Source organism: Staphylococcus sp. MSU001, from assembly GCF_052976705.1.
Genome location: NZ_JBRIKK010000013.1, coordinates 18,942 through 33,766, shown reverse-complemented (window position 1 = coordinate 33,766; position 14,825 = coordinate 18,942). Strand labels below are relative to the sequence as shown.

Annotated in this window: 15 protein-coding genes; 10 read left to right on the top strand and 5 right to left on the bottom strand. The window is 33.0% G+C overall.

Translation table 11 applies throughout. The annotated features are described in order from the left end of the window. Positions 1–107: 107 nt before the first annotated feature. Complete coding sequence (locus ACVBFA_RS07445) at positions 108–1,016, bottom strand: COX15/CtaA family protein (protein ID WP_002457435.1); 909 nt, start codon at positions 1,014–1,016, stop codon at positions 108–110. 303 nt (positions 1,017–1,319) lie between these two features. Between ACVBFA_RS07445 and cyoE the strand changes: the two genes are divergently transcribed. The 4 genes from cyoE to ACVBFA_RS07425 all read left to right on the top strand — a co-directional run bounded on the left by cyoE (position 1,320) and on the right by ACVBFA_RS07425 (position 4,665). Continuing rightward, a complete protein-coding gene (cyoE, locus tag ACVBFA_RS07440; protein ID WP_002457434.1) occupies positions 1,320–2,231 on the top strand; it encodes a heme o synthase in 912 nt (303 codons plus the stop codon). Between the two features lie 25 nt (positions 2,232–2,256). Next, entirely contained in the window at positions 2,257–2,718 is a 462-nt protein-coding gene (locus ACVBFA_RS07435; protein WP_002457433.1) for a DUF420 domain-containing protein, read from the top strand. A gap of 439 nt (positions 2,719–3,157) precedes the next feature. Beyond that, positions 3,158–4,210 (top strand): CAP-associated domain-containing protein, encoded by a 1,053-nt coding sequence (locus tag ACVBFA_RS07430; RefSeq protein ID WP_002500777.1) that lies wholly within the window; start codon positions 3,158–3,160, stop codon positions 4,208–4,210. A 20-nt stretch (positions 4,211–4,230) separates the two neighbouring features. Further along, on the top strand, positions 4,231–4,665 hold the full coding sequence (locus ACVBFA_RS07425) for a YlbF family regulator (protein WP_002475938.1): 435 nt from the start codon (positions 4,231–4,233) through the stop codon (positions 4,663–4,665). 522 nt (positions 4,666–5,187) lie between these two features. Here ACVBFA_RS07425 and ACVBFA_RS07420 read toward each other — a convergent pair. Beyond that, the gene (locus ACVBFA_RS07420; protein WP_126122525.1) at positions 5,188–6,114 is read right to left on the bottom strand and encodes a glycerophosphodiester phosphodiesterase; all 927 of its coding nucleotides are present in this window, start codon (positions 6,112–6,114) and stop codon (positions 5,188–5,190) included. Positions 6,115–6,335: 221 nt separating this feature from the next. Here ACVBFA_RS07420 and ACVBFA_RS07415 point away from each other — a divergent pair, with 221 nt between their 5' ends. Then, positions 6,336–6,587, top strand: coding sequence for a DUF2129 domain-containing protein (locus ACVBFA_RS07415; RefSeq protein ID WP_002439362.1), 252 nt, complete (start codon positions 6,336–6,338; stop codon positions 6,585–6,587). Between the two features lie 9 nt (positions 6,588–6,596). Here the strand turns inward: ACVBFA_RS07415 and ACVBFA_RS07410 are convergent, their stop codons facing one another. Then, positions 6,597–6,986, bottom strand: coding sequence for a DUF7147 family protein (locus tag ACVBFA_RS07410; RefSeq protein ID WP_447158800.1), 390 nt, complete (start codon positions 6,984–6,986; stop codon positions 6,597–6,599). Positions 6,987–7,052: 66 nt separating this feature from the next. Here ACVBFA_RS07410 and rsmD point away from each other — a divergent pair, with 66 nt between their 5' ends. Both rsmD and coaD read left to right on the top strand, forming a co-directional pair. Beyond that, positions 7,053–7,595: a 16S rRNA (guanine(966)-N(2))-methyltransferase RsmD gene (rsmD, locus tag ACVBFA_RS07405; protein WP_001830140.1), complete on the top strand. Its 543-nt coding sequence runs from the start codon at positions 7,053–7,055 to the stop codon at positions 7,593–7,595. A 1-nt stretch (position 7,596) separates the two neighbouring features. Continuing rightward, positions 7,597–8,082: a pantetheine-phosphate adenylyltransferase gene (gene coaD / locus ACVBFA_RS07400; protein WP_126122524.1), complete on the top strand. Its 486-nt coding sequence runs from the start codon at positions 7,597–7,599 to the stop codon at positions 8,080–8,082. Between the two features lie 404 nt (positions 8,083–8,486). On the opposite strand, the gene ACVBFA_RS07395 is transcribed toward coaD, so the two are convergent. Continuing rightward, positions 8,487–9,620 carry a nucleotidyltransferase gene (locus ACVBFA_RS07395; RefSeq protein ID WP_002475920.1) on the bottom strand — a complete coding sequence of 378 codons (1,134 nt, stop codon included), beginning with the start codon at positions 9,618–9,620 and terminating at the stop codon, positions 8,487–8,489. 126 nt (positions 9,621–9,746) lie between these two features. Between ACVBFA_RS07395 and ACVBFA_RS07390 the strand changes: the two genes are divergently transcribed. Together ACVBFA_RS07390 and rpmF are read left to right on the top strand one after the other, a co-directional pair. Next, on the top strand, positions 9,747–10,301 hold the full coding sequence (locus ACVBFA_RS07390; RefSeq protein ID WP_001830128.1) for a YceD family protein: 555 nt from the start codon (positions 9,747–9,749) through the stop codon (positions 10,299–10,301). 77 nt (positions 10,302–10,378) lie between these two features. After that, positions 10,379–10,552: a 50S ribosomal protein L32 gene (gene rpmF, locus ACVBFA_RS07385; protein ID WP_001830121.1), complete on the top strand. Its 174-nt coding sequence runs from the start codon at positions 10,379–10,381 to the stop codon at positions 10,550–10,552. A gap of 482 nt (positions 10,553–11,034) precedes the next feature. On the opposite strand, the gene ACVBFA_RS07380 is transcribed toward rpmF, so the two are convergent. Then, positions 11,035–13,425, bottom strand: coding sequence for a YSIRK-type signal peptide-containing protein (locus ACVBFA_RS07380; RefSeq protein ID WP_126122790.1), 2,391 nt, complete (start codon positions 13,423–13,425; stop codon positions 11,035–11,037). A gap of 335 nt (positions 13,426–13,760) precedes the next feature. Here ACVBFA_RS07380 and ACVBFA_RS07375 point away from each other — a divergent pair, with 335 nt between their 5' ends. After that, on the top strand, positions 13,761–14,501 hold the full coding sequence (locus ACVBFA_RS07375; RefSeq protein WP_002446203.1) for a TrmH family RNA methyltransferase: 741 nt from the start codon (positions 13,761–13,763) through the stop codon (positions 14,499–14,501). The last annotated feature ends 324 nt before the right edge of the window (positions 14,502–14,825 follow it).

Sequence of the window (14,825 nt, the reverse complement as noted above, 5' to 3'; positions counted from 1 at the left end):
ATGGTCTATTTTTACTTAAATATATTAAAACACGCCACTTATCTTACCGTTATGGTATTTTGAGTGGCGTGTCTTTTTAATTGTTATAAATTTATGAAAAAAATAAATTATTTTAGACTTCTCGTCGTTCTTAACATTAGTAAAATAAAGTAAGCAATCATTCCGAATAAGTATGTGATAAACAAAGCATGGAATAACGCAATAATTAAATTGACATTAGTTATGACTGATAAAGCACCTGTAATAACTTGAAGGATAACAAGTATAAATGATGCAGTATAACCATAGCGTACAGTTCGATTATCTGAATAATTCTTAATAGCGTGTATAAATGTAATCATAATCCAGATAAAAGTGATGAGCGCCATACCTCTGTGCGAGAATTGTACCCAATCATGCGCATTATGAGGAACGATATCATCAAATGGAATAGGCCAAGCACCATAAGCAAGACTTGATTTAGTATGCCTAACTAAAGCACCAGTATAAATAGTTAAGTATACTATGATAGCCATCAACCAAGTTAAGATACGTAAAGGTTTGTGAATAAATAAAATGTCAGCTTCATATTTTTTGTCAATTGAGAAAATAATTAATGTCATTAAGAAAACAGAAGAGAAACTGATAAGTGATATACCAAAATGTAGTGCTAATACATAAGGATTTTGTTGCCATATCACAGCAGCAGCACCTACAAGTGCTTGAACTAATAAAAAACCAACACTAATAATAGAGAGTGGTTTGATTTCTTTAATATATCCAATATTTTTCCAAGCTGTAATTACAAGCCATAATACAACTATAAGTGAAATGGCTGATACTGCGCGATGACTCAGTTCTATAATTGTTTGTATTGGTAAATTTTCTGGAAGTAGAGCGCCGTTACATAAAGGCCAAGACGAGCCACAACCATCTTCTGATCCTGTTTTAGTTACGAGGGCGCCACCTAATTGTACAAAGGTCATAATAATCGTAGCTAAAACACCTAACCATTTAAGGTTTTGCTTTCTAAACAATGATAAACACCCCATCATTAATTTAAAGTATTAAATTGTAATATTACATAATAGAATAAAGTCATTGAAAGACTCGTTAATTGATACTTCATTTAAGTACGACACTTGAAGAAAAATGACTTTAAATTAATGTACATATTTTTACTTTTAACTTATTATATCAAGAATAACATTTTTAAGTGTGTCACAAAATTGACGATTTATAATGTCGTAAAAGTGTCACAATTTAATTTTATAAAACCTAGTCTTTTTATGTGATTTACTATATCATTATACTATATGAGAAATTTAAGGAGGGGAATTATGAACAAAGATCAAACTTTGTCACATACTACGGGCCGTGTATCCTTCAAAGAATTACAACAAATTATTAAAATGGGCCTTGTTCAAGGTAATTTAATACCTGCTTTTGCAGGCGCATGGCTTGCAATAGTAATGACAAACCATTCCTTCCTATCTTCCATTCCACAAATACTATTGATGCTAGTTGGCTCTACGCTTATTATGGGGGGCGCTTGTGCTTTAAATAATTATTATGATCAAGATATTGATCGCATTATGCCAAGTAAGCAAAGTAGACCAACAGTAAATGATAGAATATCTGATAGAAACTTATTAATGTTAAGTTTTGGGATGATGTTAATAGGTGAAGCATGTTTATTCTTATTAAATATACCTTCTGGTGTTTTAGGATTAATTGGTATTGTTGGATATGTATCTTACTATTCAATTTGGTCTAAGCGTCACACAACTTGGAATACTGTTGTTGGAAGTTTTCCTGGAGCTGTACCGCCATTAATTGGTTGGGTAGCTATCGATGGATCATTAAGTTTACCAGCAGTAGCACTCTTCTTAGTTGTCTTTTGTTGGCAACCCATCCATTTCTACGCTCTTGCAATTAAACGTAGTGATGAGTATGCGCTTGCAAATATTCCTATGTTACCATCAGTGAAAGGTTTCAAACGGACAAGAGTAAGCATGTTTATTTGGTTAGTGTTATTATTACCATTACCATTCTTATTATCTAATTTAGGTGTAACTTTTGTTGTTATTGCTACACTACTTAATTTAGGATGGTTAGCTTTAGGTTTTACAACGTTCAGAAAAGAATCTAATCAAACTAAATGGGCAACGCAAATGTTCATTTATTCATTGAACTACTTAGTAGTATTCTTTGCGCTCGTTGTAGTTGTTTCATTAATCAAGATGATATAAATTAACTTAAGTAAGGATGAAACTTATGAACGTACCCATTTTACCAACGATAAGTACATCGTGTATTGTTATTAGTGCGATTTTAGTCGCTATTGGTTGGACATTGATTTGGAAACGTCAAGTTCATAAGCATAAAAACATTATGCTATGGGCTGCCTTTTTCGCTTTAACATTCTTTATTATTTATGCAGCAAGAACTATTTTTATCGGTAATACAGCTTTCGGTGGACCAAGTTCTATTAAAGTTTATTACACTATTTTCTTAGTTTTCCATATCATTCTTGCAACAGTTGGTGGCGTTTTAGGCTTAATTCAAATCATTTTAGCCTTCAAAGATAAACTTCATATTCACAGAAAGATTGGGCCTTGGGCTTCAATAATTTGGTTCTTTACCGCAATTACTGGTGTTGCAGTTTATGTATTGTTATATATATTGTATCCAGGTGGAGAAACAACATCATTGCTTAAAGCTACATTAGGTCTATAAATTTTCTTTATAAGAGCCTGAGACACAAATGGTTGTCTCAGGTATTTTTATGTACTGAACGAAGATAACTTAGTTGTCAGGTTGTCATAAATTATACAATAAACAAATTTTTTATTCCTAATCATTATCTACTATTTCTACAGTTACATACATATCACATATGACTCAAATCCTATCTAAATATTTTAAATAAATTGAAGCGAGATCTGTAATCATACTGAAGTCGTTTTTTACTGATACGATATATATCTATTCAATATTTACCTTTTAATATGTTCGAAAATTTATTCATGTTTACTTTGGTATAAATAAAGAATACAAAAGCATTTAAAATTTTTTATAAGAATAATGATGGGGATTGTTTACACGTTTCACTTATGTTGAAAAAGGTTAGGACATTTTTGTACAATATATATAATTATTAAGAGGTGGGTGAAAGATGAAGAAGTTAATAATTAAAGTTATTGGTGTTATATTATTAGTGACATTTTTAATTTATCTCTTTTACTCACCACGTTTAAAGTTTGATGTTCTAGAGAATCCTAATAAAAATAGCAAGACGACTAAGACAGAGCAATTTAAACAGGCGAATAAGGATGCTGAGAACCCTAAACCTAAAGAAGGGATAGGGACTTGGATTGGAAAAGATATTAAAACTCTAACGCATCATTATGGACAAGCTGACCGGTCTTATCCATATAAAAATGGTTTAAAAAATTATGTCTTTAAACACAAAGATGAATATTATATTGTCAGTACTAATAAAGGAACAATCACATCAGTTTATGCCACAGGTAAAGGTGTAAAAGTGAGCCCACTTAAAATAGGCGAAAATTCATCTCATATTTTTGAAGATACTAGTATTAATCCAGAACCAACTGTCAAGACGAAAGGTAAAACTTATAAATTTGAAATGTCTGATGAAGATTTAAAGACACAGACGTTAATTAAATATGGAGATGTTTATGCTCAAATATATTCTGATCAACAGACTAATAAAATTTTGGCAGTGAGATTTTTAGATGCAAATACATTGGCAACACTACAACCATATAAGTTAAATAGAGTAGAAGATGAGGGACGAATTAGTGAAAGTTCCGACGATAAAATCCCTCATGAACAAAATCCTAATCAATTGATTACACTCTATGAAGTAACGAATAAAATGAGAGAAATGAAAAATTTAAAATCACTTAAAGTTAATAACGATATTGCTCGTATTGCTGCTATCAATTTGTATGAAGCAACGGATAAAGGATCTGACAGTGTGGAGTTTACTGAGAATGCTTTAACACAGCAACTGGATGAGCGCCATGTAAGTTATAAGTCGGCAAGTCAAAATGTAGGTTATGATTTTGACGATGTACCTACACTTATCCATAGTTGGATTAATTCTGATATTCATCGCTCGCGCTTGTTAAGTAATAAGTATGATGAAATGGGTGGAGAAGTGATGAGTGATTACTACTCATTAATATTTGTAGAAAAGTAAAGTAAATAAAGGATGATTCTGTGATTACTGAAGAAATATTAGACATTTTAGATGATATTGAGGATATCTCGGATATGATTGTACAATCTGATATTTATGTATCATACCGACGAGCTAAAATACAATTAGATGCTGATGATGAGGCAAGTCTATTTTATCAAGCTTTTCTAAAAGTGAAAGATAAGTATGATGATGTGATGAGATTTGGAAAATATCATCCCGACTACAAAGATATTATGTTAGAAACACGACAACGAAAACGTGCTTATGAAATGCTTCCAGTAGTAATGGAGTATAAAGCAAAGGAAGTGGCATTACAAAATTTAATTGACGAAGTGATGTCCAAAATCGCATTTGCTGTTTCTGAGCATGTAAAAATTGAAACAGGTAATCCTTTCTTCCAAACTGGACATGATGGATGTGCATCTGGTGGCACATGTAACTGTTCATTGTAATTAAAAGGCATGATCAAAGCATTAATTAATCAGTAATATCAAAGAATAATGTTTGTGTAATTAATGTTATACAGAAGATAAATCTTTGTAATTAAGAATTTGTTACTTTGAAGGAAGCGGTTTGTATCATTTTTAAGAGACGTGAAATGGATTAATAAACTATTTCACACCTCTTTTTGTCCATTATAGTTTTATGAAAGGTAAGTCTACTGTATATATATTTTATAAAGCAAAATTTTAGATTCGCACTTTATCAAAGTCATTTCTATTTTTAACGATGCTCATTTATGAAAAATACTTGTACCGCTCAAACTATATACAAAGTAAAATAGATTAAATAATGACATCGTAAATATTGCATTATTTAGCTAAAGATAAATTAATGTTAAAAGACTAAAAGTAAATACACTTTCATTTCAGAAACGCGTGGTAGATATGTTAAATACCTAGGACAATTCGGATGTCCTAGGTATTTTGAGTTAAATTAATAATGAGCAATCATTAAAAAACTTATATTTCAATTTATTTTAATGTTTCTTTAAATTGTTGACCTAAATCTGGGCGATCTGTCACTAAGGTATGAACACCTTTATGATATAAGTCTGTCATTAAATCTATACTATTCACACCATAGTAACCGGGTACAATATTATTTAAGTTAAGCCATTGAATGAAACGCTTAGAAGTTAATGAAATTCCTTTATATGCAACTGGCATTTGGAATGTGTCCGCTTGAGGTTTAAATGTATGACCTAACATGCCATTAAATTTAAGAAAACCTTCAGCAACTTCGGCTTCACTAGCACCGATAGCAATGTCAGCTTGGTTATACTCAGTGAAACGTTGAATTTGTTTTTTATGGAAACTTGTAACGAGCACTCGATGTTGTGCCCCATGTTTGATGATATTATCGAAAATCACTTTTGGTGCGATACGACCTTCATAGGTGTCTGGCGCATCTTTTAAATCCACATTGATATACATATTAGGGTACAATTCAAGCAGTTCCTCGAATGATAAAATCTTAGCTTTATCATGCCCGCGATAAGGTGTTTGATTATTGATATCAGTAAAATGATATCCCGCATCTAAGCGTTTAAGTTCAGCTAGAGTATGTTCACTCACTTTACCTGAACCATTAGTTGTACGGTCGACAAGTGCATCGTGAAAAACAATGAGTTGTTCATCTTTAGTTAGTCGTACATCTGTTTCAAAGCCATCCAGTCCATATTCAACAGCATTATCAAATGCCAACTGTGTTTGCTCTGGACGCATTGCCATACCACCTCTATGTGCAAATATGTAAGGTGCTTGACCTGAGAAGAAAGGTGGAATTGATTTTAATTGTTGCGTTGATTTATTTTTATTTTTTAAAAAGTAAAATAGACTGCTTAAAATACCGGCTGTTGCTAAAGTCCCATTAATAAACCATTTTTTTGAATGAGCCATAATCGAATCCTCCTAGTGATAGTTAAAGTGAGTGTACCCCAATACTATTGTTGGGTACGATGGTTATGATTACTTTATCTCATCATTATTTTAAGATAGATAAAGTTTAAAGTCATAGAATTTCAATATTACTTTTATCGTTTAGGTTAATCCTTAGTTATTTCATTACTTATAAAGTCATGATATGATAACAAATGTATAAATAATGGAGTGAGTAAGAAATGAATATAATTCCTAGAACGAGTTTAATTATTTATTTAAAACATATGAAACATGAGCGACAAATTAGAAAATATGGTCACATCGTGCACTCAAACCGTCAACGAAAATATGTTGTGATGTATATAAATGAAGCAGATGCTGACAATATTGTTCATAAACTTATGCAACTCAAGTACGTTCACGACATTCAAGGTTCTCCATATAAATATTTGAAAAAAACATATGAAAAAGAAAAACATGAAATACAATAGAGTATCAATTTATTGCAAAGGTGGTATCCATCTTTGAAGACGCAAAACACTGATAAGGTAGTTAAAATATAATTCTAAGTCTGGGTACACATCAGGAGGTTGTACGTCGATACCTACAACTGGAATGTCATAATTTTCTGCAGCTGAATTAATCATCTTGAATTTTTTGTTGCCCTCTAGATAGGGATATTTTAATGCATTTGTCATGATGTACATGGCCTGGAAATGTTTTTCAGCAGTAGGGTTCATTATTATTGCGACGGATGATAATTGTTTCTCAGAATGAGGTGTATGGAAATATACAATACGATTGATTCGCGTATGATTATATTCTATAAGAGTAGTAAATTCGAATAAATCGGTTAAACCTTCACCAATTTTAATAAATGATTGTTTCATAAATAAATCAAACTCCTTTATCTTCAAATTATATTAAATAAATGAATGAAATGGAAGTGTGAGTCAATGCGTGTAATTGCGGGTAAGCATAAAAGTAAAGCACTAGAAAGTTTAGAGGGTCGAAATACTCGCCCAACTATGGATAAAGTTAAGGAAGGTATTTTTAATAGTTTATATGATGTTTCTGGTTTAGGATTAGACTTATTTGCCGGTAGTGGTGCACTAGGCATTGAAGCATTATCACGTGGTATGGATAAAATGATTTTTGTAGATCAAAATTTTAAAGCGGTTAAAGTTATAAAAGCTAATCTTAATCAATTAGATTTAATGTCACAAGCAGAAGTCTATAAAAATAATGCTGACAGAGCACTTAAAGCACTTGCTAAACGAGAAATACAATTCGATGTTATCTTTTTAGATCCACCTTATAATAAAGGGCTTATAAATGAGGCGATTTCTCGTATAGCAGAGTTTAACTTATTAAAAGAAAATGGTATTATCGTTTGTGAGTTTAGTCATAATGAAGAAATAACAATTGCGCCATTTCAAATGATTAAGCGTTATCATTATGGTTTGACAGATACTTTGTTACTTGAAAAAGGAGAATAATATGAGTAAGACAAGAGCAGTTATTCCCGGTAGTTTTGATCCAATAACATATGGTCATTTAGATATCATTGAAAGAAGCGCCGATCGCTTTGATGAAATCCATGTTTGTGTACTAAAAAATAGTAGTAAAGGTGGAACGTTTGACTCAAAAGAACGCATGACGTTGATTGAAGAGTCAGTTAAACATTTGCCTAATATTCAAGTGCATCATTTTAATGGATTGCTTGTTGATTTTTGTGATCAAGTAGGTGCAAAGACAATTATTCGAGGTTTAAGAGCTGTAAGTGACTTTGAATATGAACTACGACTTACTTCTATGAATAAAAAGTTAAATAGTAATATTGAAACAATGTACATGATGACAAGTGCAAACTATTCATTTATAAGTTCAAGTATTGTTAAAGAAGTAGCTGCCTATCAAGCGGATATTTCACCTTTTGTACCGCCTCATGTTGAAAGAGCATTAAAAAAGAAATTTAATGTATAGGGCGACTGTACATATAGGGGTGTCTAATAGTCATTTAGTTCTATATATGAAATGGCTGTCACATCTTAACTATCCAGTCAAAAATCCCTCAATAGGGTGTCTAATTACAAGATACTCTATTGAGGGATTTTAGTCATAATGAACTACAAAACTACAAAAAGATGTAACAGTTTCTGTTCATAATGATTACAGCAAGATATATAATATGAAGTGATACATCCAATAGAGCAGATTCTTTTATTATAAAGTTAATAGAAAGATGAAAGGTAACTCTATATACGAAATTTGACAAAAAAGCTCAGGTCAGTGAAAGAATAACGTTGACTACAATGGTATTAAACTACAATTATTATTTGTATCTAACACTATGCTTGAGTTGTAAGACTTCGGGTCTTTTATAACATTTAAATGCGTACTAAGGGTGTGTTAAAGTCTGTCAGTGATTGATTACTTAATAGATTATATACATGAGTCGCTTTAATTTCATTTTTAAAATAATGTGCAGTCTTTTGATTTACATTAGTAATGTAGTGACGATTTGGATAAGTCGCTTTTAAATATTTTAAATACGAACGTCCTTTCTCACTCATTCCTAAAACTCTAACAGCGTTAATTTCCTTGTTAACATCATCTTTCGTTATATTTAATAACACATTCATTAATACACGTTGAATATATGTCTGCGTATAACGTTTTGTTTTAAGGTTTGATATTAGAGACTCAAAGGAATCACTTCGATGAATCATTGTTTGCAAGCGGTTTTCAAAGCCCTCATTTATTGTGTATATAGAATGAAGGCTCTCTTTTGGCTGTGTAATTAATTGGTGTTTGATAAAAGGAAATGTATCCTCAACCGTAGTATGAGGTGTACAATATAGAGATTGTATTTGGTTTGGGACCACATTTTTCCAATCTTCATTATCATTCATTAGAGAACGCCTAATAGATGTTCCACTTGCAAAATGATGGTGATCAATTACTGTTTGATGATGAAGTGAACCTTCTCTTTTAATAGTCAATGCTGACATGCGAGGTGCAAATTGCTGCATTGCTTTAAGGTAGCTTATTCCTAAAATATTGTTTGGGGATTGCAAAAGTGTGTCGTTATGTGTTAACTCACTTAAGATTCGTGGATAGCTTTTACCTTGTTTTAATTTCTCTTTAAAAACTGGATGTGTTTCATAGGCAATCATTTGTGTTGCAAGATATTGTAAATCTTTTAAGGACGCACTTTCACTGCCAAAAGATATAATATCTATATCGAGATACTGAGCCGTTTTAATAGCAATTTCCGCAAAGGTATCACTTGAAGATAGGCTACCTATCAATGGTAGCTCAACGACCAAATCTACAGCAGATAAAGCCATTTCAGTACGTTTAAATTTATGATAGATTGCTGGTTCTCCACGCATCACAAAATTACCACTCATAATGGCAATAGTTACATTAGTTTCAGAGCGTTGTTTTGACAATGAAGCGTGAAATAAGTGCCCGTTATGAAAAGGATTATATTCAGTTATCAGTCCAACACTTTTCATTTGCATTTCTCCTTTTCAGTATTCATCATAAGTATTGTAACAGAACGAGGTATGTTAAGAAAAAATCTTGACAACTTTTGTTTAGAAAGTTAAAATAAATTTTGTGCTTGTTAGAGGTGAAGCCATATGAAATGGTCAATAACACAATTGAGAAAATATCAAGGTAAGCCATTTGAATTTAATCAAACGGTTAATTTTGAGCATTTAAGAGAATCATTAGATTTAATTGATCTTTCAGATATCAATGTTGAAGGACAGTTGACAGTCAAATCAAATGAAGTGATTGCAGATATGCATGTTACTGGAACTTACACAATGCCTTGTGCTCGTACTTTAGTACCAGTTGATGTGCCTCTTGATGTATCTACTTCAGAAGTATTTGATTTGGAAGGCTATGATGGTTATACCGATAGTGACGATCAAGAAGATGAACATTATCATCTTGTAACTGACGGTATGATTAATATTAAAGACATTGCTGAAGAGCTTGTAATTATTGAAAAACCTATGCGTGCCTATTCTGAACATAGTGATCAAATGTTAACTGAAGGCAATGGTTGGGAAGTCATTGATGAAGATCAATTGACTGAAGTTCAAAAAGAGCAAGATAGTGATTCTGAACAAAGAAAAGTTGATCCAAGGCTTCAAAAATTACAACAATTATACGATAAAGATCAATAGCAGTTGAATTAATGATATAATAATTATTAATTGAGCTGACATTTTGAATTAAGTGTCTATTCTAAGGAGGATTAATCATGGCAGTACCAAAAAGAAGAACGTCTAAAACAAGAAAAAATAAACGCCGTACGCATTTTAAAATTTCAGTACCTGGTATGACTGAATGCCCTAACTGTGGCGAATACAAATTATCTCACCGCGTATGTAAAAACTGTGGTTCATACAATGGTGAAGAAGTAGTTTCTAAATAATAGAACACAAGAAATAAATCCAACAATCTCGTGTGAGATTGTTGGATTTTTTGTTTTGAATTAGAGTAGCTAGAATAATTTATTTATAGGAATTTAGTACAATAATAAAGTATTTATCTTGTCTTACCAATACACTTCATATCTATATTTAAGGAATCTCTTTTTTAAGGATATATAAATAATAAAATCAAACTAATTTAAATATGCCTCTTATATTTATAGAAATTTAGTTGATTTTAAAACAGAGTATTGATTTATGTGTGACCGAATGTAAAAAATACTTAACAATTGAATAGAGCAATTTAATACTCTATATCGTGAATCATCAACGTTGTCACCGAGTGTGTTCTCTTTTTATCTTATTCAGTTTCTTCGTCTTTTGTAGTTATTCAATATTTAATATTGTGATAAATTATTTTTTAAGAAATTAAAATAACGAGTAAATCGATATTGCGATTTACTCGTTATAAAGATGTTAAGTATTATTTAGATTCTTTTCTTTGTCGTCTTAATAATAGAAGTGAAGATATTAAAGCGATAGAACCAAATACTGTAGTTGTATAATCATATTCATTACTTAGTCCTGTTTCAGGTAATTCAGTACCATTTTTAACATCTGTTTTTGTTTCATCATCATTAGTATTTACTTTAGCATCTTTATCTGTATTGCCTTTATTACCTGTATTGCCTTTATTACCTGCATTGCCTTTATTACCTGCATTGCCTTTATTACCTGCATTGCCTGTATTGCCTTTATTACCTGCATTACCTTGTTGCGTATTTTGATCACCATTGGCACCCTGTGTACCAGTTGGTGTTTGACCGTTATTAGGTTTTACATGAGTACCTTGACCTGTTTGATCAGCGTCTTGCCCAGTAGGTGAGTTATTATTTTGATCTGGATTTGGTTTTACTTCAGTATCTTGATTTGGAGCAGAGCCAGGTTTAACCGTAGCACCTAACTGAGCACTTTGATTAGGGTTAGCATCCTCTTGTCCAGTATTACCTTGTTCAGCATTTTGGTTGTTTTGTTCAGCATTACCTTGTTGCGTATTTTGATCACCAGTGGGACCTTGTGTACCAGTTGCCGTTTGATCGTTATTAGGTTTTACTTGAGCACCTTGACCTGTTTGATCAGCGTCTTGACCAGTAGTTGGTTTATTATTTTGATCTGGATTTGGTTTTACTTCAGTATCTTGATTTGGAGCAGAGCCAGGTTTAACCGTAGCACCTAACTGAGCACTTTGATTAGGGTTAGAACCCTCTTGCCCAGTATTACCTTGTTCAGCATTTTGGTTGTTTTGTTCAGTATTACCTTGTTGCGTATTTTGATCACCAGTGGCACCTTGTGTACCAGTTGCCGTTTGATCGTTATTAGGTTTTACTTGAGTACCTTGACCTGTTTGATCAGCGTCTTGCCCAGTAGGTGAGTTATTATTTTGATCTGGATTTGGTTTTACTTCAGTGTCTTGATTTGGAGCAGAGCCAGGTTTAACCGTAGCACCAGCTTGATCAGTTGTTCCAGGTGCTGATGGTTCAGCATTTTGGTTGTTTTGTTCAGTATTACCTTGTTGCGTATTTTGATCACCAGTGGCACCTTGTGTACCAGTTGCTGTTTGATCGTTATTAGGTTTTACTTGAGTGCCTTGACCTGTTTGATCAGCGTCTTGCCCAGTAGTTGGGTTATTATTTTGATCTGGATTTGGTTTTACTTGAGTGCCTTGATTAGTATTCCCAGGTGCAGTTGTACCAGGTTCAGTCACAGCTGGATTGTTTTCTTCAGGTTTCGGAGAAACTTCTCCAGGTTTAGTAACTCCGTTAATCTCGTCATTACCTTGTCCTGGTGTTACTGTTGCATTAGGTTGACCAGTTTGTTCTTCATTAGCATTTGGCGTACCAGTCGCAGCTGGGTCATTATTAGGTTTTACTTGCGTACCATCATTAGGTGTGTTTTCAGTATTACCTGTTTGACCACTTGGTTTTTGATTTCCAGTTTCACCAGTTGTTGCTGTAGTACCTTGGTTACTTGTAGGTTTAATTTGTGTACCTTGATCGTCTGCTGTGTTTGGCTTACCGGTAGGCGTAGAATCTCCAGACGGTTTTACTTGTCCAGCTTGTGTTGCTGTAGTACCTCCTGATTGTGGTGAAGGTTGAGCGTGATTTTCATCAGCAGTATTAGGCACTGGCGCAGTTTCTGTATCGGCACCTTCAGGTTTCGTTGCAGCAGGTTTACCACTAGCTTGTTCACCAGTAGTTACAGCAGGTTGGCCTTCTGTATTATGAGTACCAGCATCAGCTTGAGGTGCATCATGACCTTGGCTAGAAGCATCATTACCAGGTTGAGCTACTGAAGTACCTTGAGGTCCATTGGGTTGCGCGGCATCTTGACCAGTCGTTGACGTAGCTGGTTTACCACTATTTTGTTCCCCATTAGTACCAGCTGCAGTTACTGCATTATCTTGACTATGATTTTCACCACCAGCTTGTGGTGTATTCTCAGCACCAGGAGTACCAGCACCAGCTTGAGGTGCATTATTTTCTTGATCAGCCGGATGTGTAACTGCAGCATTTTGGTCACCAGCATGATTTTCATTTGGTGCATCTTGACCTGTAGCACCAGGTTGACTTGCTGTATTGTGCGTATCCGCGCCTGCTTGTGGTCCTTCTTGTCCTTGATCTGCTCTAGCAGGCTGTCCACCTGTGTCAACTGTACCAGTAGTTACTCTTTCGAATTCTTCAGCATGAGCTTGTGTTTGTCCGAAAAATAAGAATGATCCTACGATAATCGAAGCAGTGCCCACTGTGAATTTTCTAATTGCGTAATGATTTTTTCTAGTAGGGAAATCTTTTGAAAATTTACTAGATTTTTTCATAATGTAATCTCTCCTTTGAATGTAGTTGTCTCAGTTGCGTTTGAGATTTTTTAAACTAGATTGAAATAAATCTATCTAAGTTTGTATTAGATGTCAATATATTAACATATTTTTCTAACTTCAAACAACTATATAAAATAATTATTGAATATTTTTTCTGTTTTCAAAACAATCATACGTGTTAAAATTAAAATCGCTTAAATGAAAGAACTACAAAATTGATTGATTTTCAAGGGACATATCAATTTTAAAGAATACATTATTATTGACTTTGAAAATGATACATATTCACTTACAATAGAATTATAAACTTTTGAAGATGGAGACATATTTTAATGGAACAAATTACTTCTGCTCAAAATAGTAAAATAAAAAATGCGAATAAATTAAAAAAGAAACGTGAAAGAGATAAAACAGGTCTTGCTTTAATAGAGGGGATTCATCTCATAGAAGAAGCTTATCAAAGTCAAATTGAAGTAATACAATTGTTTATCGTTGATCCCGATAGAATGTCATCTTCAATAGTTGATTATGCGAAAGAAGTGTATCAAATTAATCTAAAAGTTGCTGAAGCACTTTCCGGAACTGTTACACCGCAAGGTTTCTTTGCCATTATAAAAAAACCAACTTATGATAAGACACAAGCCAAACAAGTGTTATTAATTGACCGTATTCAAGATCCTGGTAATCTAGGAACTTTAATTAGGACAGCTGATGCTGCTGGATTAGATTTGATAGTTATGGAGAAGGGGACGGCTGACCCTTTTCAAGATAAGGTGATACGTGCTAGTCAAGGAAGTATTTTTCATATACCAGTCATTTTTGATGACATCTATAATTATATTCATCAATTTAATGGTCCAGTGTATGGTACGGCACTTGAAAACGCAGTGAGCTTCAATGATGTTGAAGCACAAGCCAATTTTGCGCTTGTATTAGGTAATGAAGGAGAGGGTGTCAACCCAGATTTATTAAAAGAAACAACGCAAAATCTTACTATTCCTATTTATGGCAAAGCTGAGAGTTTAAATGTAGCTATTGCTGGAAGTATCTTAATGTATCAGCTGAAAGGTTGACCTTTGATGTTATCATCGACTATAATAATGAATGAAATTTCAAAATTACTATCGCTTTAACATATTAATAATAACCTATAAAAAGACATAAATTATTTAGAAAGTTGAAAAGGGAGAATGATCGAGACTGAAAGTCATTCCAACTTGTAATAATTTTTTCATCTTTTTGGTAACTTAAAGAAATTTAAGTCGGAATAGTCATTCCGTTATCAATAGATTTACAAGTGTATGCGCATGCATAAATTTGGGTGGTACCACGGAAAGCTTTCGTCCCTTTTGAACAGGGGATGAAAGCTTTTTTGTTATTAACAAGTGGCGGTATTG

Excerpts from the sequence above, each read along its gene's own strand:
- cyoE (WP_002457434.1), top strand. The coding sequence starts at position 1,320 with ATGAACAAAGATCAAACTTTGTCACATACTACGGGCCGTGTATCCTTC.
- ACVBFA_RS07435 (WP_002457433.1), top strand. The coding sequence starts at position 2,257 with ATGAACGTACCCATTTTACCAACGATAAGTACATCGTGTATTGTTATT.
- ACVBFA_RS07430 (WP_002500777.1), top strand. The coding sequence starts at position 3,158 with ATGAAGAAGTTAATAATTAAAGTTATTGGTGTTATATTATTAGTGACA.
- ACVBFA_RS07420 (WP_126122525.1), bottom strand. The coding sequence starts at position 6,114 with ATGGCTCATTCAAAAAAATGGTTTATTAATGGGACTTTAGCAACAGCC.
- ACVBFA_RS07415 (WP_002439362.1), top strand. The coding sequence starts at position 6,336 with ATGAATATAATTCCTAGAACGAGTTTAATTATTTATTTAAAACATATG.
- ACVBFA_RS07410 (WP_447158800.1), bottom strand. The coding sequence starts at position 6,986 with ATGAAACAATCATTTATTAAAATTGGTGAAGGTTTAACCGATTTATTC.
- rsmD (WP_001830140.1), top strand. The coding sequence starts at position 7,053 with ATGCGTGTAATTGCGGGTAAGCATAAAAGTAAAGCACTAGAAAGTTTA.
- coaD (WP_126122524.1), top strand. The coding sequence starts at position 7,597 with ATGAGTAAGACAAGAGCAGTTATTCCCGGTAGTTTTGATCCAATAACA.
- ACVBFA_RS07395 (WP_002475920.1), bottom strand. The coding sequence starts at position 9,620 with ATGAAAAGTGTTGGACTGATAACTGAATATAATCCTTTTCATAACGGG.
- ACVBFA_RS07390 (WP_001830128.1), top strand. The coding sequence starts at position 9,747 with ATGAAATGGTCAATAACACAATTGAGAAAATATCAAGGTAAGCCATTT.
- rpmF (WP_001830121.1), top strand. The coding sequence starts at position 10,379 with ATGGCAGTACCAAAAAGAAGAACGTCTAAAACAAGAAAAAATAAACGC.
- ACVBFA_RS07380 (WP_126122790.1), bottom strand. The coding sequence starts at position 13,425 with ATGAAAAAATCTAGTAAATTTTCAAAAGATTTCCCTACTAGAAAAAAT.
- ACVBFA_RS07375 (WP_002446203.1), top strand. The coding sequence starts at position 13,761 with ATGGAACAAATTACTTCTGCTCAAAATAGTAAAATAAAAAATGCGAAT.